The sequence below is a fragment of the Nocardioides sp. AX2bis genome, assembly GCF_902506435.1.
Taxonomy (GTDB): Bacteria; Actinomycetota; Actinomycetes; order Propionibacteriales; family Nocardioidaceae; genus Nocardioides.
In genome coordinates this window covers 3,674,330-3,694,343 of record NZ_LR733215.1, presented here as the reverse complement: position 1 = coordinate 3,694,343, position 20,014 = coordinate 3,674,330, and the positions used below count along the sequence as shown (strand labels likewise).

General features: G+C 73.3%; 21 protein-coding genes and 1 tRNA gene. 12 read left to right on the top strand and 10 right to left on the bottom strand.

Annotated elements, in window-relative coordinates; genetic code table 11:
• Positions 1–294: 294 nt before the first annotated feature.
• Positions 295–371: transfer RNA gene (locus GV155_RS17760), tRNA-Pro, on the bottom strand.
• A 63-nt stretch (positions 372–434) separates the two neighbouring features.
• A complete protein-coding gene (locus GV155_RS17755; RefSeq protein ID WP_236554406.1) occupies positions 435–1,391 on the bottom strand; it encodes a metallophosphoesterase in 957 nt (318 codons plus the stop codon).
• A 37-nt stretch (positions 1,392–1,428) separates the two neighbouring features.
• On the opposite strand from GV155_RS17755, the gene GV155_RS17750 reads away from it, so the two are divergent.
• Positions 1,429–1,887, top strand: a complete 459-nt coding sequence (locus tag GV155_RS17750; protein ID WP_160010125.1) for a GatB/YqeY domain-containing protein — start codon at positions 1,429–1,431, stop codon at positions 1,885–1,887.
• Between the two features lie 102 nt (positions 1,888–1,989).
• Here the strand turns inward: GV155_RS17750 and GV155_RS17745 are convergent, their stop codons facing one another.
• On the bottom strand, positions 1,990–4,440 hold the full coding sequence (locus GV155_RS17745; RefSeq protein WP_160010123.1) for a penicillin-binding protein: 2,451 nt from the start codon (positions 4,438–4,440) through the stop codon (positions 1,990–1,992).
• Positions 4,441–4,641: 201 nt separating this feature from the next.
• Here GV155_RS17745 and GV155_RS17740 point away from each other — a divergent pair, with 201 nt between their 5' ends.
• On the top strand, positions 4,642–4,947 hold the full coding sequence (locus GV155_RS17740) for a WhiB family transcriptional regulator (RefSeq protein WP_442938852.1): 306 nt from the start codon (positions 4,642–4,644) through the stop codon (positions 4,945–4,947).
• 37 nt (positions 4,948–4,984) lie between these two features.
• Here the strand turns inward: GV155_RS17740 and GV155_RS17735 are convergent, their stop codons facing one another.
• Positions 4,985–6,139, bottom strand: coding sequence for an ArsA family ATPase (locus GV155_RS17735; RefSeq protein ID WP_160010119.1), 1,155 nt, complete (start codon positions 6,137–6,139; stop codon positions 4,985–4,987).
• Complete coding sequence (locus tag GV155_RS17730) at positions 6,136–7,215, bottom strand: ArsA-related P-loop ATPase (RefSeq protein ID WP_442938851.1); 1,080 nt, start codon at positions 7,213–7,215, stop codon at positions 6,136–6,138. Before GV155_RS17730 ends, GV155_RS17735 begins: the two co-directional genes overlap by 4 nt.
• A gap of 54 nt (positions 7,216–7,269) precedes the next feature.
• Between GV155_RS17730 and GV155_RS17725 the strand changes: the two genes are divergently transcribed.
• Together GV155_RS17725 and GV155_RS17720 are read left to right on the top strand one after the other, a co-directional pair.
• Positions 7,270–8,037 carry a CoA transferase subunit A gene (locus tag GV155_RS17725; protein WP_160010115.1) on the top strand — a complete coding sequence of 256 codons (768 nt, stop codon included), beginning with the start codon at positions 7,270–7,272 and terminating at the stop codon, positions 8,035–8,037.
• Positions 8,034–8,666, top strand: a complete 633-nt coding sequence (locus GV155_RS17720; protein WP_160010113.1) for a CoA transferase subunit B — start codon at positions 8,034–8,036, stop codon at positions 8,664–8,666. The genes GV155_RS17725 and GV155_RS17720 overlap by 4 nt, the downstream gene beginning before the upstream one ends.
• Here GV155_RS17720 and GV155_RS17715 read toward each other — a convergent pair.
• A complete protein-coding gene (locus GV155_RS17715) occupies positions 8,663–9,361 on the bottom strand; it encodes a hypothetical protein (protein WP_160010111.1) in 699 nt (232 codons plus the stop codon). The genes GV155_RS17720 and GV155_RS17715 overlap by 4 nt on opposite strands.
• A 43-nt stretch (positions 9,362–9,404) precedes the next feature.
• Between GV155_RS17715 and GV155_RS17710 the strand changes: the two genes are divergently transcribed.
• From GV155_RS17710 to GV155_RS17695, 4 genes are read left to right on the top strand one after another with little or no spacing between them, the layout of a single operon-like run.
• A complete protein-coding gene (locus GV155_RS17710; RefSeq protein WP_160010109.1) occupies positions 9,405–9,560 on the top strand; it encodes a DUF4177 domain-containing protein in 156 nt (51 codons plus the stop codon).
• Positions 9,561–9,563: 3 nt separating this feature from the next.
• On the top strand, positions 9,564–10,025 hold the full coding sequence (locus tag GV155_RS17705) for a RidA family protein (protein ID WP_160010107.1): 462 nt from the start codon (positions 9,564–9,566) through the stop codon (positions 10,023–10,025).
• A complete protein-coding gene (locus GV155_RS17700; RefSeq protein ID WP_160010105.1) occupies positions 10,022–10,906 on the top strand; it encodes an NUDIX hydrolase in 885 nt (294 codons plus the stop codon). The genes GV155_RS17705 and GV155_RS17700 overlap by 4 nt, the downstream gene beginning before the upstream one ends.
• A complete protein-coding gene (locus GV155_RS17695) occupies positions 10,903–11,766 on the top strand; it encodes an MBL fold metallo-hydrolase (RefSeq protein WP_328820813.1) in 864 nt (287 codons plus the stop codon). The genes GV155_RS17700 and GV155_RS17695 overlap by 4 nt, the downstream gene beginning before the upstream one ends.
• Positions 11,767–11,800: 34 nt before the next feature.
• Here GV155_RS17695 and GV155_RS17690 read toward each other — a convergent pair whose 3' ends face one another.
• Positions 11,801–12,478, bottom strand: a complete 678-nt coding sequence (locus tag GV155_RS17690) for a Crp/Fnr family transcriptional regulator (RefSeq protein WP_160010103.1) — start codon at positions 12,476–12,478, stop codon at positions 11,801–11,803.
• A gap of 184 nt (positions 12,479–12,662) precedes the next feature.
• On the opposite strand from GV155_RS17690, the gene nth reads away from it, so the two are divergent.
• From nth to GV155_RS17670, 4 genes are read left to right on the top strand one after another with little or no spacing between them, the layout of a single operon-like run.
• On the top strand, positions 12,663–13,412 hold the full coding sequence (nth, locus tag GV155_RS17685; RefSeq protein ID WP_160010101.1) for an endonuclease III: 750 nt from the start codon (positions 12,663–12,665) through the stop codon (positions 13,410–13,412).
• Complete coding sequence (locus tag GV155_RS17680) at positions 13,409–13,963, top strand: TlpA family protein disulfide reductase (RefSeq protein WP_160010099.1); 555 nt, start codon at positions 13,409–13,411, stop codon at positions 13,961–13,963. The genes nth and GV155_RS17680 overlap by 4 nt, the downstream gene beginning before the upstream one ends.
• On the top strand, positions 13,960–14,688 hold the full coding sequence (locus tag GV155_RS17675) for an NUDIX hydrolase (protein WP_236554405.1): 729 nt from the start codon (positions 13,960–13,962) through the stop codon (positions 14,686–14,688). The genes GV155_RS17680 and GV155_RS17675 overlap by 4 nt, the downstream gene beginning before the upstream one ends.
• On the top strand, positions 14,685–15,860 hold the full coding sequence (locus GV155_RS17670; RefSeq protein WP_160010097.1) for a MarP family serine protease: 1,176 nt from the start codon (positions 14,685–14,687) through the stop codon (positions 15,858–15,860). Before GV155_RS17675 ends, GV155_RS17670 begins: the two co-directional genes overlap by 4 nt.
• 36 nt (positions 15,861–15,896) lie before the next feature.
• Here the strand turns inward: GV155_RS17670 and GV155_RS17665 are convergent, their stop codons facing one another.
• From GV155_RS17665 to acs, 3 genes are all read right to left on the bottom strand, one after another.
• Positions 15,897–16,301 carry a phage holin family protein gene (locus tag GV155_RS17665; protein WP_160010095.1) on the bottom strand — a complete coding sequence of 135 codons (405 nt, stop codon included), beginning with the start codon at positions 16,299–16,301 and terminating at the stop codon, positions 15,897–15,899.
• A 90-nt stretch (positions 16,302–16,391) separates the two neighbouring features.
• Positions 16,392–17,735 carry a Na+/H+ antiporter NhaA gene (nhaA, locus tag GV155_RS17660; protein ID WP_160010093.1) on the bottom strand — a complete coding sequence of 448 codons (1,344 nt, stop codon included), beginning with the start codon at positions 17,733–17,735 and terminating at the stop codon, positions 16,392–16,394.
• A gap of 138 nt (positions 17,736–17,873) precedes the next feature.
• The gene (gene acs, locus GV155_RS17655; RefSeq protein ID WP_160010091.1) at positions 17,874–19,853 is read right to left on the bottom strand and encodes an acetate--CoA ligase; all 1,980 of its coding nucleotides are present in this window, start codon (positions 19,851–19,853) and stop codon (positions 17,874–17,876) included.
• Between the last annotated feature and the right edge of the window lie 161 nt (positions 19,854–20,014).

The following is a 20,014-nucleotide window of genomic DNA, read 5'->3' as shown; positions in this document are numbered from 1 at the left end:
CGTCGGCTCAGGCGCCGGGGCGGGCTCGGGTGCGGGCGTCGGCTCGGCGGCCACCGGTGGGACGGCGTGCTCCTCGGCCGGCGGGGCGGCGTCCTTCTTCCTCCGGCGCGGGAAGAGCGAGGGCTTGGCGAGGCTGAGCTTCTCCAGCTCGCGCTCGCGGTCTGGGTCGGCCATGGGGTCAGTCTGGCACGCAGGACCCGGGTGCGGAGCCGGGTCGGCGCGGTCCGGTCGCCCTGCTCCGGCACGGGGACGACGAAGGGCCAGGCCCCGGCGTACCGGAACCTGACCCCTGCGTGGTCGGGCTGACAGGATTTGAACCTGCGGCCTCCTCGTCCCGAACGAGGCGCGCTACCAAGCTGCGCCACAGCCCGATGTGGGCGATGCCCACGACCTCGGGGAGCATACAAGAGGTGGAGGGGCCGACCCCAATCGGGTCACTCCACCGACGGTGGGGGCGCGGTCGGGACCAGGGTCAGCAGGCTCGCCTCGGGGCGGCAGGCCACCCGCAGCCGGACGTACGGGCTGGTGCCGAGGCCGGCGGACACGTGGAGCCAGGACGACCCCGGGTCGCCCGGCCGCGAGCCGGCCGGGTGCCGGTGCAGGCCCTTGACCCGGGCGGCATCGAGGTCGCAGTTCGTCGTCAGCGCCCGGGCGGGGCGGCCCGGGAGGCCCGGCAGGCACACCTGCCCGCCGTGGGTGTGGCCTGCCAGGACCGCGTCGTAGCCGTCGGCGGCCATCTGGTCCAGGACCCGCAGGTACGGCGCGTGGGCGACGCCGAGACGCACGTCGGCGCCGGCGTCGGCCGGTCCTGCGACCGCGTCGAGACGGTCGTAGCGCAGGTGCGGGTCGTCGACCCCGGCGAACGCGATCCGGGTGCCGCCGACGTCGAGCGCGTCACGGGTGTTGGTCAGGTCGCGCCACCCGGCACCGGTCAGGCGCCGGGTCAGGTCGCGCCAGGGCAGCTGGGCGACGTCGGTGTGCCGCTTGCCGTCGTCGGGCAGCAGGTAGCGCAGGGGGTTGCGCATGGTCGGCTCGAAGTAGTCGTTGGAGCCGAGCACGAACACCCCGGGCACCTGCAGCAGCGGGCCCAGCGCGTCGAGCAGCGGCCCGACGGCGTGGTGCGAGGACAGGTTGTCGCCGGTGTCGACCACCAGGTCGGGCTCGAGGTCGGCCAGCCCCCGCAGCCAGGCGAGCTTCCGGTCCTGACCGGGGGTGAGGTGGATGTCTGAGAGGTGCAGGACCCGCAGCGGCCGGTGCCCGGGCGGCAGGAGCGGGACGGTGACGCGCCGCAGGGTGTAGGCACGCGCCTCGGCCGCGGCGTACGCCGTCAGGCCCGCCCCGGCGGTCGCGAGGGCAGCGGTGGTGGCGGCGACGAGGGGGAGCGGGCGCACGCGGTCAGGGTCCCACGGCGGCTGCCATGATGAGCGCATGAGTGCTCTGAAGGACCGCCTGCGCACCGACCTCGTCACCGCCATCAAGGCACGGGAGGAGATCCGCTCCTCGACCCTGCGGATGGTGCTGTCGGCGATCACCAACGCCGAGGTCGCGGGCAAGACCGCGCGCGAGCTCTCGGACGCCGAGGTCGTCGACGTGCTGTCCAGCGAGGCCAAGAAGCGTCGCGAGGCGGCGGTGGCCTTCGACGAGGGCGGACGCGCGGAGATGTCGGCCAAGGAGCGTGCCGAGGCCGCGGTCATCGCCGACTACCTGCCCGAGCAGCTCTCCCCGGCGGAGATCAGCGCGATCGTGACCGAGGTGGTCGAGGCGACCGGCTCGGCCGGTGCGGGCATGAAGGCGATGGGCGCGGTCATGGGCGGCGTCCAGCCCCGGGTCAAGGGACGCGCCGACGGCGCCGCCGTGGCCGCCGAGGTACGCCGCCAGCTGGCCTGACCCACCCACGACCGGCGGCGGGCCTCACCCCGACGCGCCGGAAGCGTCATCTCGACGCGCCGCAACCGTCATCTCGGCTGTCCGCGAGCGTCATCTCGGCGGTCAGCCGCGGCCGTTGCCGCCGTTGCCGGGGTTCCCGCCGCCGGAGTTGCCGCCGGAGTTGCCGCCGGAGTTGCCCGGGGCCCCGCCGCCGGAGTTGCCGCCGCCGGGGGAGCCGCCGCCGTCGTCTCCGCCGCCGGTGGAGGGCGCCGGGGCCGGCGGCGGGGGTGCCGGCGCGGGCCCGGCGGAGGTGTAGATGGTGACGGAGCCGCCGCTGCCGAGCGCCGTGCCGCCACCGGGGGAGGTGTAGGCCACGGTGCCGACGCTGTAGTCGGAGTAGACCGACGTGCCCTGGGTGACGACGAAGCCGGCGGCCTCGAGCTGGGCCTGGGCCGAGGCGGGGTCCTGGCCGCCGACGTCGGGGATCGTCACCTGGACGCCCTCGATCTCGGTGACGGAGGGGGCGGTGAAGGTGGCGTCGGGCAGCCACTGCTGGACGACCTGCATCGCGTTGCCCCACAGCGGGCCGGCGGTGCCGGAGCCGGAGGCCGTGTCGACGAAGGACCCGCCGACGGTCTGGCCGACCAGGCTCTGCGGCTGGCCCTCCTGGTTGGCGCCGGCGACCATCGCCGCCGCGGCCAGGTTGGGGGTGTAGCCGGAGAACCACACGGCCTGCTGGCTGGAGGTCGTGCCGGTCTTGCCGGCGCTCTCCTGCGACAGGCTGATCCCGGCGTCGTAGCCGAACCCGCCGGGCTCCTGCACACCGCGCAGCACGTCGTTGACGGCGTCGGCGACCGGGGCGTCGAGGACCTGCTCGCAGGTCGGGTCGTAGGTCTTGACCACGTTGCCGTTGGCGTCCTCGATCGAGGACACCGGGCGGGAGTCGCAGTGGAGCCCGCGCCCGGCGAAGGTGGCGTAGGCCTCGGCCATCTCGACCGGGCTGACGTCGGCCACGCCGAGGGTGAAGATCGGGATCCGCTCGGCGCCGGGGCCGGTCGGGTTGTCCAGACGGATGCCCAGCTGCTTGGCCAGGTTGTAGGGCTCGCACACGCCGGTGCGGCGCTCGAGCTCGACGAAGAACGTGTTCACCGACTGCTGGGTGCCGGTGTAGAGGTTGAACGTGCCGGCGCCGGTGGAGTTGTTGACCGGGAAGGTGCCGGCGAACGGCGGCTGTCCCGGGCAGTTGGCGAAGTCGGCCTGGTTGAACGTCCTGGTCTGGGGCGACGCGATCTGCGTGCTCAGCGGGATGCCCTGCTTGATCGCGGTGGCCAGCACGAACGGCTTGAAGGTCGAGCCGGGCTGGAAGCCGGCCGAGTCGCCGAACTCCTGCGGGGTGACGTAGTTCAGGAAGGTCTCCCCCGGCCCGTTGCCCATCGGGCGGGACTGGGCGATCGCCTTCACCGCGCCGGTGCGCGGCTCCACCATGGCCAGGCCGCCGATGGCCTGGTCGGTCGGGTTGACCTGGCTCTGGACCGAGGTGGTCGCGGCCTGCTGGAAGCGGAGGTCGACGGTGGTCTTGATGGTCAGGCCGCCGGCCTCGATCAGGCGCTGGCGCTCGGCGCGGGTCTTGCCCAGCGCGGGGTCGGCCATCAGGTACGAGTAGGCGTAGTCGCAGAAGAACGGCGCCGCGGAGTAGAGGCAGCCGTTCTTGGCGTCCTGCACGTCGAGACCGAGGTCGGTCCTCTTCACCTTCTTGGCCTGCCGGTCCTTGACCACGCCGAGCTCGGCCATCCGGTCCAGCACGACGTTGCGGCGCTCGAGCGCGCGCTCCGGTGCGTTGGTGGGGTCGTAGGCCGAGGGGTTCTGCACGAGACCGGCCAGCATCGCCGACTGGCGCAGGTTCAGCTCGCTGGCGTTGACGTCGAAGAAGTGCTTGGCGGCCGCCTGGATGCCGTACGCCCCGTCGCCGAAGTAGGCGGTGTTCAGGTAGCGCTCGAGGATCCAGTCCTTGGAGTGCTGCTGCTCCAGCGCGACCGCGTAGCGCAGCTCGCGCAGCTTGCGGGTGTAGGTCTGCTCGGTGGCCGCGCGCTCCTCGGCCTTGGTGTCGGCGGCGTTGAGCAGGCTGAGCTTGACCAGCTGCTGGGTCAGCGACGACCCGCCCTGCTGGACCGACGAGCTCGCGGAGTTGGTGACCAGGGCGCGCAGCGTGCCGCGCACGTCGATCGCGCCGTGCTGGTAGAAGCGGTAGTCCTCGATGGCCACGATCGCCTTGACCATGGTCCGCTTGATGTCCTTGAGCTGGACGTTGACGCGGTTCTCGTCGTAGAGCGTGGCGATCACCTCGCCCTGGCTGTCCAGCATGGTCGTCTTCTGCGCGAGCGGGACGTCCTCCAGCTCGGTGGGCAGCTCGTCCATGCTGTCGGCCGCGGTCTGCGTGGCCATCCCCGCGACCCCGATGAACGGCACGGTGAGCCCGGCCACGACCACGCCGAGGGCGACGGAGGCAGCGAGCATCACGCCGAGGGAGGTGATCACCCGGGAGAAGGTCGGTCGTTCGGAGCGGGGCCTGGCCATGTCAGGCAGGGTACGGGAGCATCCCAGGCCCCAGCGAAACGTGACGAGGCGGCCCTAGTCATTTGTGACTAGAGGATTTGGGTCGTTGGGGTCTGGTCTAGAACGTTGACAATTCTTTACCTTCTACACAAGAGAGAGAAGAGTTGGCCCCGGGACAGGGAAAACCAGGCCTCTTCTCCACAAAGCGTGATGGGGAACGACATGTGGGTTGAGGACTGGGCCGCCGACGCGGCCTGCAAGACGGTGCGTCCCGACGAGCTCTTCGTGCGGGGTGCCGAGCAGAACAAGGCCAAGCAGGTCTGCTCGGGCTGCGCGGTGCGCACCGAGTGCCTGGCCGAGGCGCTCGACAACCAGATCGAGTGGGGCGTGTGGGGCGGGATGACCGAGCGCGAGCGCCGGGCCCTGATCAAGCGCCGCCCCAACGCCTCGTGGCGCGCGGTGCTCGAGGCGGCCCGCACCCAGGGCACCCCGGCGGCGCAGCCGCAGCCGGCCCACGCCTCCGCCTGACCTCACCCTGACCGCACCCCGAGGGACGGTCTGCGCGCTACTCGGCGAGCAGGTCGCCCACGCGGCGGAGCCCGTCGAGGTCGTGGACGTCGCCGGCGAGCGCGGCGACCACGGTCGTGGCCACGTGCGGGTGCGAGGCCGCGAAGCCGCTGCGCAGCCGTGTCTCCCGCTCGACCAGGCGCACCTGGTCGGCGTGGAGCCGGAGCAGGCCCGCGGTCGGGGCGTGGTCGTCCACGCCCGCACCGCTGCGCTGCAGCCGATCGGCCGCTCCGGCGGCCTCGTCGGCCGACAGGTCGCCCGCGGGCGCGACGGAGGCGCGGTTGACGACCAGCCCGGCGAAGGGCATCCGGTCCTCGCCGAGGCGCTCGACGAAGTAGGCCGCCTCGCGCAGCGCGTCCGGCTCGGGCGCCGCGACGACCAGGAACGCCGTCCGCTCGTCCTGGAGCAGCGCATAGGTGCGCTGGGCGCGCTGGCGGAACCCGCCAAAGACGGTGTCGATCGCGGCCACGAAGGTCTGCAGGTCCCGCAGCACCTGGGCGCCCAGGATCCGGGTGAGCGCGGAGGTCACGATCCCGAGCCCGGCGGTCATCAGCCGCGCCGGCCCGCGCGCCGGGGCCAGCATCAGCCGGATGAAACGTCCGTCGAGGAAGCGGGAGAGCCGCTCGGGGGCGTCGAGGAAGTCGAGCGCGGAGCGGGACGGCGGGGTGTCGACGACGATCAGGTCGTAGGTGTCGTCGGCCTGCGCCGCGGCGTGGATCTGGCCCAGCTTCTCCATCGCCATGTACTCCTGCGTCCCGGCGAAGGAGCTGGAGAGGACCTGGTAGAAGGGGTTGTCCAGGATCTGGCGGGCCTTCTCGGGGCTGGCCTGACTCTCGACCACCTCGTCGAAGGTGCGCTTCATGTCCAGCATCATGGCGTCGAGGCGGCCGCCCGCCGCGGGGTCGACGCCCTCGACGGGACGCGGCGTGTTGTCGAGCTCGGCGATGCCCATGGCCTGCGCGAGGCGCCGGGCGGGGTCGATCGTCAGCACGACCACGGTGCGGCCGCGCTCGGCGGCCCGCAGCGCCAGCGCGGCCGACGTCGTGGTCTTCCCGACACCCCCGGCGCCGCAGCACACGATGATGCCGGTGGCCGGGTCGTCGATCAGCGCGTCCACGTCCAGGGCGGGCGCCGGGACACGGTCGGCGCTCATGCCATCCCCTGCTCGCGCAGCGAGCGGGCGAGGTCGTGCAGGGCGCCGAGGTCGACGCCGCCGGTCAGGCGCGGGAGCTCGTACGTCGGCCGCTCCAGCCCGGCCACCCGCACCCGCTGGGTCTCCTCCAGCTCACGGCGGTCGGCGTGGTCGCGGGCCAGCCCGAGCAGGTCCTCGACCAGCGCGTCCCCGACGTCGAGCCCGGCCCGGTCGAGGTCGGCGCGCACCGCGGCGGCGTCCAGGGACCCCGAGCGGGCCGCGGCCAGCGCGGGCGCCGGGAGGTCCTGGGGTCGGACGAGGTTGGTGACCACCCCGCCGACGGGCAGGTCGGCCGCGGTCAGCTCGGCGATGCCGTCGCCGGTCTCCTGCACGGGCATCTCCTCCAGGACGGTGACCAGGTGGACCACGGTGCGTGCGGAGCGGAAGAGCCCCATCATCGTGTCGGCCTGCGAGCGGATGGGCCCGACCTTCGCCAGCCCGGCCACCTGCTCGCTGACGTTGAGGAACTGCACGATCCGGCCGGTGGGCGGGGCGTCGAGGACCACGGCGTCGTACGTGGTGGCGCCCTTGTTGCGCGCGTTGCGGTCGACGGCCTCGTAGATCTTGCCGGTCAGCAGCACGTCGCGCACGCCGGGCGCGATCGTGGTCGCGAACTCGATGATCCCGAACCGGTCGAGCGCGCGGCCGGCCCGGCCGAGCTTGTAGTAGAGGGCGAGGTACTCCAGCAGCGCGGACTCCGGGTCGATGTGCAGGGCGTGCACCGTGCCCGCCCGGCCGCGCGCGTCGGGGAGCCCGGAGGTCAGCCGCCGCTCCTCGAAAGGCAGCGGGTCCACGTCGAACATCCGCGCGATCCCCTGGCGGCCCTCGACCTCGCACAGGAGCACGTTCTTGCCGCGGCCGGCCAGGGCCAGGGCCAGGGCGGCGGCCACGGTGGACTTGCCGGTCCCGCCCTTGCCGGTCACCACGTGCAGACGCGCCTTCGGCCAGTCGCTCACCCCGCGAGCGTAGGGGGTCCGGACGGGTGGCGGACCGGTGCCGGACCGGTGCCGGGCGGGCCCGCGTTTGACGCAGGTCACACCGGACCCGTTGGATCGCGGGAGACCTGCAGTCGAGGCGTGAGGAGCAGCGGCATGGACAAGGTGGTGGAGTCGGCAGCCGGAGCGGTGGCCGACATCCCGTCCGGGGCACGACTGGCGGTCGGGGGCTTCGGTCTCTGCGGCATCCCGTCGGTGCTGATCGACGCGCTGCTCGCGCAGGGCGCCGACGACCTGGAGGCGTACTCGAACAACTGCGGGGTCGACGACTGGGGCCTCGGGCGGCTGCTGATGGCCAAGCGGCTGCGGCGGATGGTGGCCTCCTACGTCGGGGAGAACAAGGAGTTCGCGCGTCAGTACCTCTCCGGCGAGCTCGAGGTCGAGCTGACCCCCCAGGGGACCCTGGCCGAGCGGATGCGTGCGGGCGGCTCCGGGATCGCGGCGTTCTACACCGCCACCGGCGTCGGCACGCAGGTCGCCGAGGGCGGCCTGCCCTGGCGCTACGACAGCGAGGGCAACGTCGCGGTCGCCTCGCCGGCCAAGGACACCCGCACCTTCGAGACGCACCGCGGCGCCCAGGAGTTCGTGCTCGAGGAGGCGCTCGTGGCCGACTTCGCGCTGGTCCGGGCCTGGAAGGGCGACCGGCACGGCAACCTCGTCTTCCGGCAGTCCTCGCAGAACTTCAACCCGCTCGCCGCGATGTGCGGGCGGACCACGGTGGCCGAGGTCGAGCAGCTCGTCGAGCCCGGCGACCTCGACCCCGCCGAGGTGCACCTGCCCGGCGTCTACGTGCACCGCGTGGTGCCGCTGACGCCCGAGCAGGCGGCCGACAAGCGGATCGAGAAGAGGACGGTGCAGGCATGAGCTGGTCGCGTGAGGAGATGGCCGCCCGGGCGGCCTCGGAGCTCGAGGACGGGTCGTACGTCAACCTCGGGATCGGCCTGCCCACCCTGGTGCCCAACTACGTCCCCGACGACGTCGAGCTGGTGCTCCAGAGCGAGAACGGCATCCTCGGCGTGGGGTCCTACCCCGTCGACGGCGAGGAGGACGCCGACCTCGTCAACGCCGGCAAGGAGACCGTCACCGTGCGCCGGGGCGCGTCGTTCTTCGACTCCGCCATGAGCTTCGGGATGATCCGCGGCGGCAAGATCGACGCCGCGATCCTCGGTGCCATGCAGGTCAGCCGGGCCGGCGACATCGCCAACTGGATGATCCCCGGCAAGATGGTCAAGGGCATGGGCGGCGCGATGGACCTCGTCCACGGCGCCCGCAAGGTCGTCGTGCTGATGGAGCACGTCGCCCGCGACGGCTCCCACAAGATCGTCGAGGAGTGCTCGCTGCCCTACACCGGGCGCGGCGTGGTCCAGCGGATCATCACCGACCTGTGCGTGCTCGACGTGACCGACGCCGGCCTGCGCCTGGTCGAGCTGGCGCCCGACGTCACGCTCGAGGAGGTCCGGGAGAAGACCGGGCCCGAGGTGCTCGCCGGCTAGGGCGTCACGCGCAGCGGGACGGCCGGGGTGTGCACCGGCAGCGAGGACAGCTGCGCGCGGACCCGGTAGTCACCCGGCGGCAGGCGCTCGACGTCGTAGGTCGTCCAGCGCAGCGGCAGCCACACGTCGCCGGCCGCGTCCGGCAGCGTCGCCGGGCCCAGGCCGGCGAAGGCCTGCCAGGCCTGGAACGGCAGCGGCTCCTCGGTGGTCGGGTCGAGGACGTGGCCCACGACGTGGGTCCCGTCCTCGGGGTCCCAGTCCAGCGGCAGGCGGGCGCCGTCGTCGGCGTAGCGGCCCACCCGGACCTGCAGGTCGGGGACGGCCGCGGCGGGCAGCTCGAGGGAGGACGACGGCCAGTCCAGGCGGAGCCCGGCCACCCGCTCGCTCCTGGCGGGGCGCTCCGGTTCGGCCCACGACACGTGGGCACGCCAGCCGTCGTCCGTGCGGCCGAGGCTGGCCTGCCACCAGTGGTGGGGTCGCCGAGCCGACGGGGCGAGCAGGACGACCTGCCGGGGGTTGCCGCGGGCGACGACGCGCCACCCGGTCCGCGGCACGGGCCCGTCCTCCTCCACGTCCTGCCCGCCGCGGTCCAGGACCACGGCGAGCCCGTCGTACGACGTCGGGAACGGCCCGCCGTCGGCCTCGAGCAGGCTCCGCTCGACCTCGAGGCCGTGGACCGAGACGAGGGGGCTCATCCGGCGAGCCTACGAGCAGGCCGTCGCGAGTAGGGTGCCGCGCATGACCAAGTGGGAGTACCTGACCGCGCCGATCCTCACGCACGCGGCGAAGCAGATCCTGGACAACTTCGGGGCCGACGGGTGGGAGCTGGTGCAGATCGCGCCGGGGATGAACCCGGAGAACCTGGTGGGCTACTTCAAGCGCCCGGTCGGCTGAGCCGTGGCGCACCCCGAGGAGGTCCTGGCCGGGCTCGGGCTGAGCGTGCCCGAGGTCGCGGCGCCGGTGGCGGCCTACGTGCCCGCCGTCCGCACCGGCGACCTGGTGCTCACCGCGGGCCAGCTGCCCCTGCGCTCCGGTGAGCTGCTGGCCACCGGCAAGGTCGGCGCGGGGGTGAGCGAGGAGGAGGCGTACGCCTGCGCGCAGCAGTGCGTGCTGAACGCGATCGCCGCGGTGAAGTCCGAGATCGGCGACCTCGCCCTCGTGCGGCGCGTGGTCAAGGTCGTCTGCTTCGTGGCCTCGAGCCCCGACTTCACCGGCCAGCCCCGGGTCGCCAACGGTGCCTCCGAGCTGCTCGGCCAGGTCTTCGGCGAGGCCGGCGTGCACGCGCGCTCGGCCGTCGGCGTGCCGGTGCTGCCCCTCGACGCCCCGGTCGAGGTCGAGATCATGGTCGAGGTCGGGTGAGGATCCCGGTCCCGCCCGTCCGCCTCGGCCAGGACGTGGTGGACCTCGCGGCGGAGTACGCCGCGGGCACCCGCGAGCCGGTCGAGCCGCGCGACGCGGCGACGGTGGTGCTGACCCGCGAGGGGTCGCAGCCGGGGGCCGGGCCGGACGTCTACCTGCTGCGCCGGCAGGCCTCGATGGAGTTCGCCGCGGGCATGTGCGTCTTCCCCGGGGGAGGCGTCGACCGCCGGGACTTCGACACCGAGGTCGCCTGGGCCGGGCCGGCGCCCCAGGAGTGGGCGGACCGCCTGGACTGCGACGAGGACCTCGCCCGTGCCCTGGTCTGCACCGCGGTGCGCGAGACCTTCGAGGAGTCCGGCGTCCTGCTGGCCGGCCCGTCGCACGACCAGGTCGTCGCCGACACCACGGGCGAGGACTGGGAGGCCGACCGGGTCGCCCTGGAGACCCGCGAGCTGGCGATGACCGACTTCCTGACCCGGCGCGGCCTGGTGCTGCGCACCGACCTGCTCGGCGTCTGGGGCGCGTGGCTGACGCCCGTCTTCGAGCCGAGGCGCTACCGGACCTGGTTCTTCACCGCGGCCCTGCCCGAGGGCCAGCGCACCCGCGACGTCTCGACGGAGTCGTCGTCGGTGACCTGGCTGCCGGCCCTGGGCGCCGTCGAGCAGGTGGAGGCCGGCGCGATGCTGATGATGCCGCCGACCTACCTGACCTGCCTCGAGCTGGCCCAGCACGCCGACCCCGGGGCGGTCCTGGCCGACGCCGTCGGGCGCCGCGTCACCATGCACACCCCGACCGTCGTCGAGCACCCCGCCGGCGGGCACACGCTGTCGGTGCCCGAGCACCAGCGGGCGGTGCTGCACGACCGTCACGGGGACGCGTGAGCGGCTCTCCGGGCTCGCCGGGCTCTGCGGGTTCTGCGGGCTCCGGGTGGGCCGGCGGGGCGTTCGGCGCCCGCGGGCGCTGCGTGCTCGCACCCAACGCCGACACGATGACGCTCGACGGCACCAACACCTGGGTGCTGCGCGAGCCGGGCGCCCGTCGCTCGGTGGTCGTCGACCCGGGCCCCTCGATGCTGGCCCACCTGGACGCGGTGGCGTCGGTGGCGCAGGTCGACGGCGGACCGGGCGAGGTCGCGGTCGTGCTGCTCACCCACCACCACCTCGACCACAGCGAGGCCGCGCGCGAGTTCGCCGAGCGGGTCGGCTGCGGGGTCCGCGCCCTCGACCCCGCGCTGCGACTGGGCGCCGAGGGCCTCGCCGACGGTGACGTCGTGGAGGTGGACGGGCTCGAGGTCCGGGTGGTGGCGACGCCGGGCCACACCGCCGACTCGTTGTCCTTCTGGCTGCCCGCGGAGGACGCGGTGCTCACCGGCGACACCGTGCTGGGTCGCGGGACCACGGTGGTGGCGCACCCCGACGGGCAGCTGGGCGCCTACCTCGACTCGCTCGACCGGCTGCACGCCGTCGCCTCCGAGCACGGCATCACCCAGGTCTGGCCGGGCCACGGACCGGTGCTCGACGACGCGCTGGGGGTGCTGGAGCACTACCGCGCCCACCGTCACCAGCGCCTGGCGCAGGTGCGTGCCGCGCTCGCCGACCTCGGCCGTACCGCCGGCGACGTCCGCGCCGACGACGGCCTGCCCCGCCAGGTCGTGGAGACGGTCTACGCCGACGTCGACCCGGTGCTGTGGGGCGCCGCCGAGCTGTCGGTGCGCGCCCAGCTGGCCTACCTCGCGGGCTGACCGCTGCGTGCGCGCACCCGCGGACGGCGGGGCGTCAGCGGGCGCGGCGGCCCAGGCGCTCGATGTCCATGATCACCACGGAGCGGGGCTCCAGGCGCAGCCAGCCGCGGGAGGCGAAGTCGGCCAGCGCCTTGTTGACGGTCTCGCGGGAGGCGCCGACCAGCTGGGCGAGCTCCTCCTGCGTGAGGTCGTGGTGGACGTGGATGCCGTCGTCCGCCGAGCGGCCGAAGCGGTCGGCGAGGTCGAGCAGCGCCTTGGCCACGCGGCCGGGGACGTCGGAGAAGACCAGGTCGGCCACGACGTCGTTGGCCTTGCGCAGCCGGCTGGCGAGCTGGGTGAGCAGCCCCCGGGCGACCGTGGGTCGGCCCTCGAGCCAGCGGAGCAGGTCGTCGTGGGACAGCGAGGCGAAGCTGGCGTCGGTCACCGCGGTGACCGTCGCGGAGCGCGGGCCGGGGTCGAAGAGCGACAGCTCGCCGAACATCTGGCCCGGACCGAGGATGGCCAGCAGGTTCTCCCGGCCGTCCGAGGAGGTCCGGCCGAGCTTCACCTTGCCCTCCATGACGATGTAGAGCTTGTCGCCGGAGTCGCCCTCGCGGAACAGCACCTCGCCCCGGCGGAGACGGCTCTCGGCCATCGAGGTGTGCAGCGCTGCGGCTGCCTCGTCGTCGAGCGCGCTGAACAGCGGCGCCTGGCGCAGTACGTCGTCGTCCACGTGGTCCTCCTGACGCTCCCGGACATTCCGGCCGAGCATATCGAGTGCGGCATCTCACACGCGAATGCAGGGGTGAGCGGTGCCAGTGTGACGCAGGTGGCCCTGGTGGCGCTGACTGGTCCAGCACCGTGCCCCCGGCCGGTGCGACCGTGGGCCGTCGGCGGCGCGCCGTACGCTGGGGCCCGTGAGTGCTCCCTCCCCGTCGGGCCGCCCGTCCGGCCCGTCGTCGGCCACGGTCGAGCGGCCGTCGACCGCGCTGGTCCGACGCGCCCGCAAGGTCGACCGCGCCCTCGCCGAGACCTATCCCGACGCGCGGTGCGAGCTGGACTTCGCCGACCCCTTCGAGCTGCTCGTGGTGACGGTGCTCAGCGCCCAGACCACCGACCGGCGGGTCAACGCCACCCGTCCCACCCTGTTCGCGGCCTATCCCGACGCCCCGGCCATGGCGGCCGCGGACCGGGCCGACCTCGAGCGGATCCTCGGCCCGCTGGGGTTCTTCCGGGCCAAGACCGAGTCGCTGCTCAAGCTCTCCGCCGCCCTCGTCGCCGACCACGACGGCCAGGTCCCGCCCCGGCTCGAGGACCTCGTCAAGCTCCCCGGTGTCGGCCGCAAGACCGCCAACGTGGTGCTCGGCAACGCCTTCGACGTCCCCGGGATCACCGTCGACACGCACTTCGGGCGGCTGGCCCGGCGGCTGGGCTGGACCGACGAGACCGACCCGGTCAAGGTCGAGCACGCCGTCGGCGCGCTGTTCCCCCGGCGTGACTGGACGATGCTGAGCCACCACCTGATCTGGCACGGCCGCCGCCGCTGCCACGCCAAGAAGCCGGCCTGCGGGGCCTGCCCGGTCTCCCACTGGTGCCCGTCCTTCGGCGACGGCCCGACCGACCCGGTCGCCGCGGCCGCGCTCGTCAAGACCCAGGGCCCCGCGTGAGACGCCGTACGACCCGGGTCGCCGCCGCGCTCTCGGCCGCCGGCGCCGTCGTGGCGCTGGCCGGAGGCTGCACGTCGGCGACCACCGAGGACGAGGTCGAGACGCTGCCCGAGGTCACGCTGCAGACCTTCGACGCCCCCGGCCGTCAGGCGGGCGAGCAGCAGGGCGAGGTCTACCTGCCCGACGTGGAGGGCCCGGCCGTGGTCAACCTGTTCGCGTCCTGGTGCGGCCCCTGCCGCGAGGAGCTGCCGCTGGTCGAGCAGTTCGCCCAGGACCACGGTGACCAGGTCAGGGTGCTCGGCATCGACTACCTCGACCCCCAGACCGAGAAGGCCCGGACCCTCGCCGAGGACAGCGGGCTGACCTTCCAGCTGCTCCAGGACCCCGACGGCGAGCTCGACGGCGCCTCGCCCTTCCCGACCCTCCAGGGCCTCCCGTTCTGGGCCTTCGTCGACGCCGACGGCCGGGTGGTCCACCGCGAGTTCGTGATCATCGAGTCCGAGCAGCAGCTCGTCGACCTGGCCGAGGAGCACCTCGGGGTGCGCCTGTGAGCGTGCCTGCGGGCCGTCCGCCCGAGGTCCCCGCGGGGATGCCCGACTGGCTGCGCCCGGTCGCCGAGCGCGCCGGCGGGATCACGGTGCACGACCTCACCCGCTTCCTGCCGCCCGACGACGCCGAGCCCCGCCGGGGCGCGGTGCTGATGCTCTTCGGCGAGGGCGAGCGCGGTCCCGAGCTGCTGCTGACCGAGCGCGCGCACGGGATGCGCTCCCACCCCGGCCAGGTCTCCTTCCCCGGCGGCGGCATCGACCCGGGCGAGACCTCGGCCGAGGCGGCGCTGCGGGAGGCCTGGGAGGAGACCGGTCTCGACCCGGCCGGCGTCGAGGTCTTCGCCGAGCTCCCCGAGCTCTGGCTGCCGCCGTCGAACTTCGCCGTCACCCCGGTGCTGGCCTGGTGGCGCGAGCCCGGCCCGGTCCACGTCGCCTCCCCCGACGAGGTGCACGCCATCCACCGGGTGGCGCTGCACGAGCTGGTCGCCCCCGAGCACCGGATCCGCGTCCGTGGGCCCTCGGGCTGGGTCGGCCCCGGCTTCCTGATCGGCGATGACAAGGACGTCATCTGCTGGGGGTTCACCGCCGGCATCATCAGTCGGCTCTTCGACGTCCTCGGCTGGACCGAGGAGGTCGACGACGCCCCGATGCACGACCTGCCGGACTACATGCTCGTCGGGCGCCGCGTCGACCGCGAGCCGGTGCGCCAGGCCCTGGAGGACGGATGAACCTCCTCGACTGGCTCCTGGTCGTCCTGGTCCTCGTCTACGCCCTCAGCGGCTACTGGCAGGGCTTCGTCACCGGCGCCTTCGCCACCGGCGGGCTGCTGCTCGGCGGCCTGCTCGGCGTCGTCCTGGCGCCGCTGGCGCTGGGCGACGCCGACCCGTCGCTGCTGGTCTCGCTCGGCGCGCTGTTCATCGTCATCCTCGCCGCCTCGCTGGGGCAGGCGCTGTTCCAGTACGCCGGGGCGAGGCTGCGCGACCAGATCACCTGGCAGCCCGCGCGCGCCCTCGACGCGGCCGGCGGCGCGGCGCTCAGCGCCCTCGCCGTCCTGATCGTCGCGTGGGCCCTGGGCGTCGCGGTGTCCGGCTCCCGGATCGGCTCGGTGACGCCGCTGGTGCGCGACTCCGCCGTGCTGGGCCGGGTCGACCAGGTCGTGCCGACCCAGGCGACCGCCGCGCTGCAGGCCTTCAACAACGTCGTCGGGGAGAGCTTCTTCCCCCGCTACCTCGAGCCCTTCGCCCCCGAGCGGATCGTCGAGGTCGGCCCCGGGCCGAAGCGGCTGCTGCAGGACCCCGACGTCGTGGACGCCGAGCAGAGCGTGCTCAAGGTCCGCGGCGACAACGTGTGCGGCCGCGGCGTCGAGGGCAGCGGCGTCCTGTACGCCCCCGGCCGGTTGATGACCAACGCCCACGTGGTGGCGGGGGTCGCCGAGCCGACCGTCGAGATCGGCGGCGCCACCGTCGGGGCCAGCACGGTCTACTACAACGCCGACCTCGACGTGGCGGTGCTCGCCCTGGACAGCGGGGAGACGCCGACGCTCGACCTCGAGGAGGGCGCCCGGCCGCGCGACGGCGTGGCCATCGTCGGCTACCCCGAGGACGGCCCGTACGACGTGCAGCCCGGCCGGATCCGGGCCGAGCAGCGGCTCCGCTCGCCCGACATCTACGGCGAGGGCGCGGTGATCCGCGAGGTGTACTCGCTGCGCGGGCTGGTCCGGCCCGGCAACTCCGGTGGCCCGGTCCTCGACTCCGAGGGCGACGTGGTCGGCCTGGTGTTCGCGGCGTCGGTGACCGACGCCGACACCGGCTACGCCCTGACCGCGGCGCAGGTGACCCGGAGCGCGGAGATCGGCACGCAGAACACCGACGCCGTCAGCACCGGCGACTGCGCCGCCTGATCCGCGCGGCCCGGGCGACCCGGGCCGGCGGGTGGATCAGTGCTTGCCCTTGAGGGCCTTCGGGATCTCGCGACCCTGCGCGATCGCGCGCTGCGGGGGGCCGACCTGCTGGATCTTCTTGTACCCCACGAAGCCCAGCACGCCGGCGACGAGGAGGTAGAAGGCGAAGACGATCAGGAAGGCCCAGTGCAGGGCCAGGCCGTCACCGTTCCAGTTGATGAGGAACGCGATCGCGATCGACAGCATGATGATCGCCAGCACGCCGACGAAGGCGGCGGCGGCGAACATGGCGACGCTGATCCCGCCCGTGCGGACGCTGACCTTCAGCTCGGACTTCGCCAGGGCGATCTCGGAGGAGATCAGGCCCGAGATGTCGCGGCTGGCGTCGGAGACGAGGCGACCGATGGTCGGCTCGGTGTCCTTCACCGGGGTGTTGGCCATGCTGTGCTCCCAGGTCGTGCGCGGCGGATGTGTCGTGCGGTCCGGACAGACCCTATCCGTGCCGGGCGGGCGCGGCGCCCACCCCGGTCGTCAGGCCGGTGGTGTCGCGGGGTCGGCGTCCCCGGTCTGGTAGACGTCGGGGATGCCGTCCTGGTCCGCGTCGCGGGTCTCCTTCTCCTCGACCCGCTTGTACACCGCGTTGCGGGCCCGCAGGACGACCGTGGCCAGCAGGGCGGCGGTGACCGAGCCGAGCAGCACCCCGACCTTGACGTGCTCGTCGCGCTCGCTGCCCTGGCCGAAGGCCAGCTCGCCGATCAGCAGGGAGACGGTGAACCCGATCCCGGCCAGCATCGAGACGCCGACGACGTCGACCCAGGACAGCTCCTCGTCGAGGTCGGCCCGGGTGAAGCGGGCGAAGAGCCAGGAGGCGCCCGAGATGCCGACGGTCTTGCCGACCACGAGCCCGGTGAGGATGCCCAGGGCGACGGGGTCCTGCAGCGACTCGACCAGCCCGGAGAGCCCGCCGACCGTGACGCCGGCGGCGAAGAACGCGAAGACCGGGACGGCGATGCCGGCCGAGACCGGCCGGACCAGGTGCTCGAGGTGCTCGGCCAGGCCGGGACCCTCCTGGCCGTCCTTGCGCAGCACGGGCACGGTGAAGCCCAGCAGCACGCCGGCGACGGTGGCGTGGACACCGGACTCGTGGACCAGGACCCAGGCGACCAGGGCGAGCGGGACCAGCAGCCAGACCTGGCGGAAGCGCTTCTGCACCAGCAGGGCGAAGACGCCGATCGGCACCAGCGCCAGCAGCAGGAACAGCGGCTGCAGCTCGTCGGTGTAGAAGATCGCGATGATCGTGATCGCCAGCAGGTCGTCGACCACGGCGAGGGTCAGCAGGAACGTCCGCAGTCCGGTGGGGAGGTGCGTCGAGATGACCGCGAGCACGGCGACCGCGAAGGCGATGTCGGTCGCGGTGGGGATCGCCCAGCCCTCCAGCGCGCCGTCGGAGCCGAGGTTCCAGGCCACGAAGATCAGTGCCGGGGCGACCATGCCGCCGACGGCCGCGGCGATCGGGAGCGCGGCCCGCTTGGGGTCGCGGAGGTCGCCGGCGACGAACTCGCGCTTCAGCTCGAGGCCGACCACGAAGAAGAAGATCGCCAGCAGCCCGTCGGCGGCCCAGGTCCCGATGCTGAGGTCGAGGTGCAGCGACTCGGGGCCGATGACGTAGTCGCGGGCGGCGGTGTAGTACTCCGCCCAGGGGGTGTTCGCCCAGATGATCGCGACCAGCGCCCCGGCGATGAGCAGCATCCCGCCGGTCGTCTCGGCGCGGAGCACGCCGGCGATGCGCGAGCTCTCCAGGAAGGACCCGCGGGAGAACAGTCGGCCCTGCTCGGCATGGTGCTCGGACTCGGCCCGGGCGTGGTCGGGGGTCATGCGTGCTCCTGCAGGGTCGACGACGACGTTGCCGACCAGACTTCCCGGCGCACCGAGGCCCAGCCTACGCGCTGTCGGGCCACCCCCGACGACGACGGGACCGCAGGCCCCGGAGGCCCGCGGTCCCGTCGTCGAGCATCACTCGTCCGAGGAGGCCTTGGAGCCCTTGCTGATCAGGTCCATCACCGAGGAGTCGGCCAGCGTGGTGACGTCGCCGACCTCACGGTTCTCGGCCACGTCCTTGAGCAGGCGGCGCATGATCTTGCCCGACCGGGTCTTCGGCAGCTCGGCCACGATCATCACCTGGCGCGGCTTGGCGATCGGGCCGATCTGCGTACGGACGTGGTTGCGCAGGTCCTCGACGATGTCCTTGCCGCCGTCGCCGGCCTCGTCGCGCAGGATCACGAACGCGCACACGGCCTGGCCGGTGTCCTCGTCCTGCGCGCCCACCACGGCGGCCTCGGCCACCTTCGGGTGCGAGACCAGGGCGGACTCGATCTCGGTGGTCGAGAGCCGGTGCCCGGAGACGTTCATGACGTCGTCCACGCGGCCGAGCACCCACAGGTCGCCGTCGGTGTCCTTCTTGGCGCCGTCGCCGGCGAAGTAGTAGCCCTGCTGGCGGAAGCGCGACCAGTACGTGTCGACGTACCGCTCGTCGTCCTTGTAGATCGTGCGCAGCATGGAGGGCCACGGCTTGGTCAGCACCAGCAGCCCGCCCGAGCCGTCGGGGACGGGGTTGCCGTCGTCGTCGACGACCTCGGCGGAGATGCCCGGGATCGGGATCATCGCCGAGCCCGGCTTGCCGTGGGTGACCCCGGGCAGCGGGCTGATCATGATCGAGCCGGTCTCGGTCTGCCACCAGGTGTCGACGACGGGGGTCTTGTCCGCGCCGATCACGTGGCGGTACCAGACGTACGCCTCGGGGTTGATCGGCTCGCCGACCGACCCGAGCAGCCGCAGCGACGACAGGTCGCGCTCGTCAGGGATCTCGCGGCCCTGCTTCATGAAGGAGCGGATCGCGGTGGGGGCGGTGTAGAAGAGCGTGACGCCGTACTTCTCGATGATGTCCCACCAGCGGCCGCGCTCGGGGCTGTCCGGCGTGCCCTCGTAGAGCACCTGCGTGGCGCCGTTGGCCATCGGGCCGTAGGTGATGTAGCTGTGACCGGTGATCCAGCCGATGTCGGCGGTGCACCAGTAGACGTCGGTCTCGGGCTTGAGGTCGAAGACCGCCCAGTGGGTGTAGGCCGAGCCGGTCAGGTAGCCGCCGGTGGTGTGCAGGATGCCCTTGGGCTTGCCGGTGGTGCCGGAGGTGTACATGACGAACAGCGGGTGCTCGGCGTCGAAGAACTCGCAGGCGTGCTCGGTGGAGGCCGAGCCGACCGCGTCGTGCCACCACACGTCGACGTCGTCGTCCCACGCCTCGAGGTCCTGGCCGGTGCGCTGCACGACCAGGACCTTGCTGACGTCGTGGCCGTTGCTGCTGGCCTTCTCGCGGGCCGCGTCGACCGCGGGCTTGAGGGCCGAGGGGGCGCCGCGGCGGTAGCCGCCGTCGGCGGTGACGATCACCTTGGCCTCGCAGTCGACCACGCGGGTGGCCAGCGCGTCGGAGGAGAAGCCGCCGAAGACGACTGTGTGCGGGGCGCCGATCCGGGCGCAGGCCAGCATCGTGACGACGGCCTCCGGGATCATCGGCATGTAGATGGCGACGCGGTCGCCGGTCTCGACGCCGAGCGCGGTCAGGGCGTTCGCGGCCTGCGAGACCTCGTCCTTGAGCTGGGCGTAGGTCAGGTCGCGGGTGTCGTCGACGGGCTCGCCGACGAAGTGCAGCGCCACGCGGTCCCCGTGGCCGGCCTCGACGTGGCGGTCGACGCAGTTGTAGGCGGCGTTGATGCGCCCGCCGACGAACCACTTCGCGAAGGGGGCGTCGTCCCAGTCCAGGACGCGCTCGAAGGGCGTCTCCCAGGACAGCCGCCCGGCCTGCTCGGCCCAGAAGGCCTCGTAGTCGGCGTCGGCCCGCTCGTAGGCCTCGGCGGTGAGGTTGGCGTGCTCGGCGAGGTCGGCCGGCGGCTCGAAGCGCCGGTCCTCCTTCAGCAGGTTGGACAGGGTCTGCTCGCTCACGTTCTTCTCCCCGGTGGGTCGTGGGTGGGTGGTGCTGACGGGTGGCGCGGGGCCGGCAGGTGGCCCCGCCCGTCCTGGGACGCTGTGTCGTCCGACACTGTGTCGGTGCCCAGGTTGCTCCGGGGTTGTCCCCCGGTGCCACCCCCGCCCCGGGCCTGGCG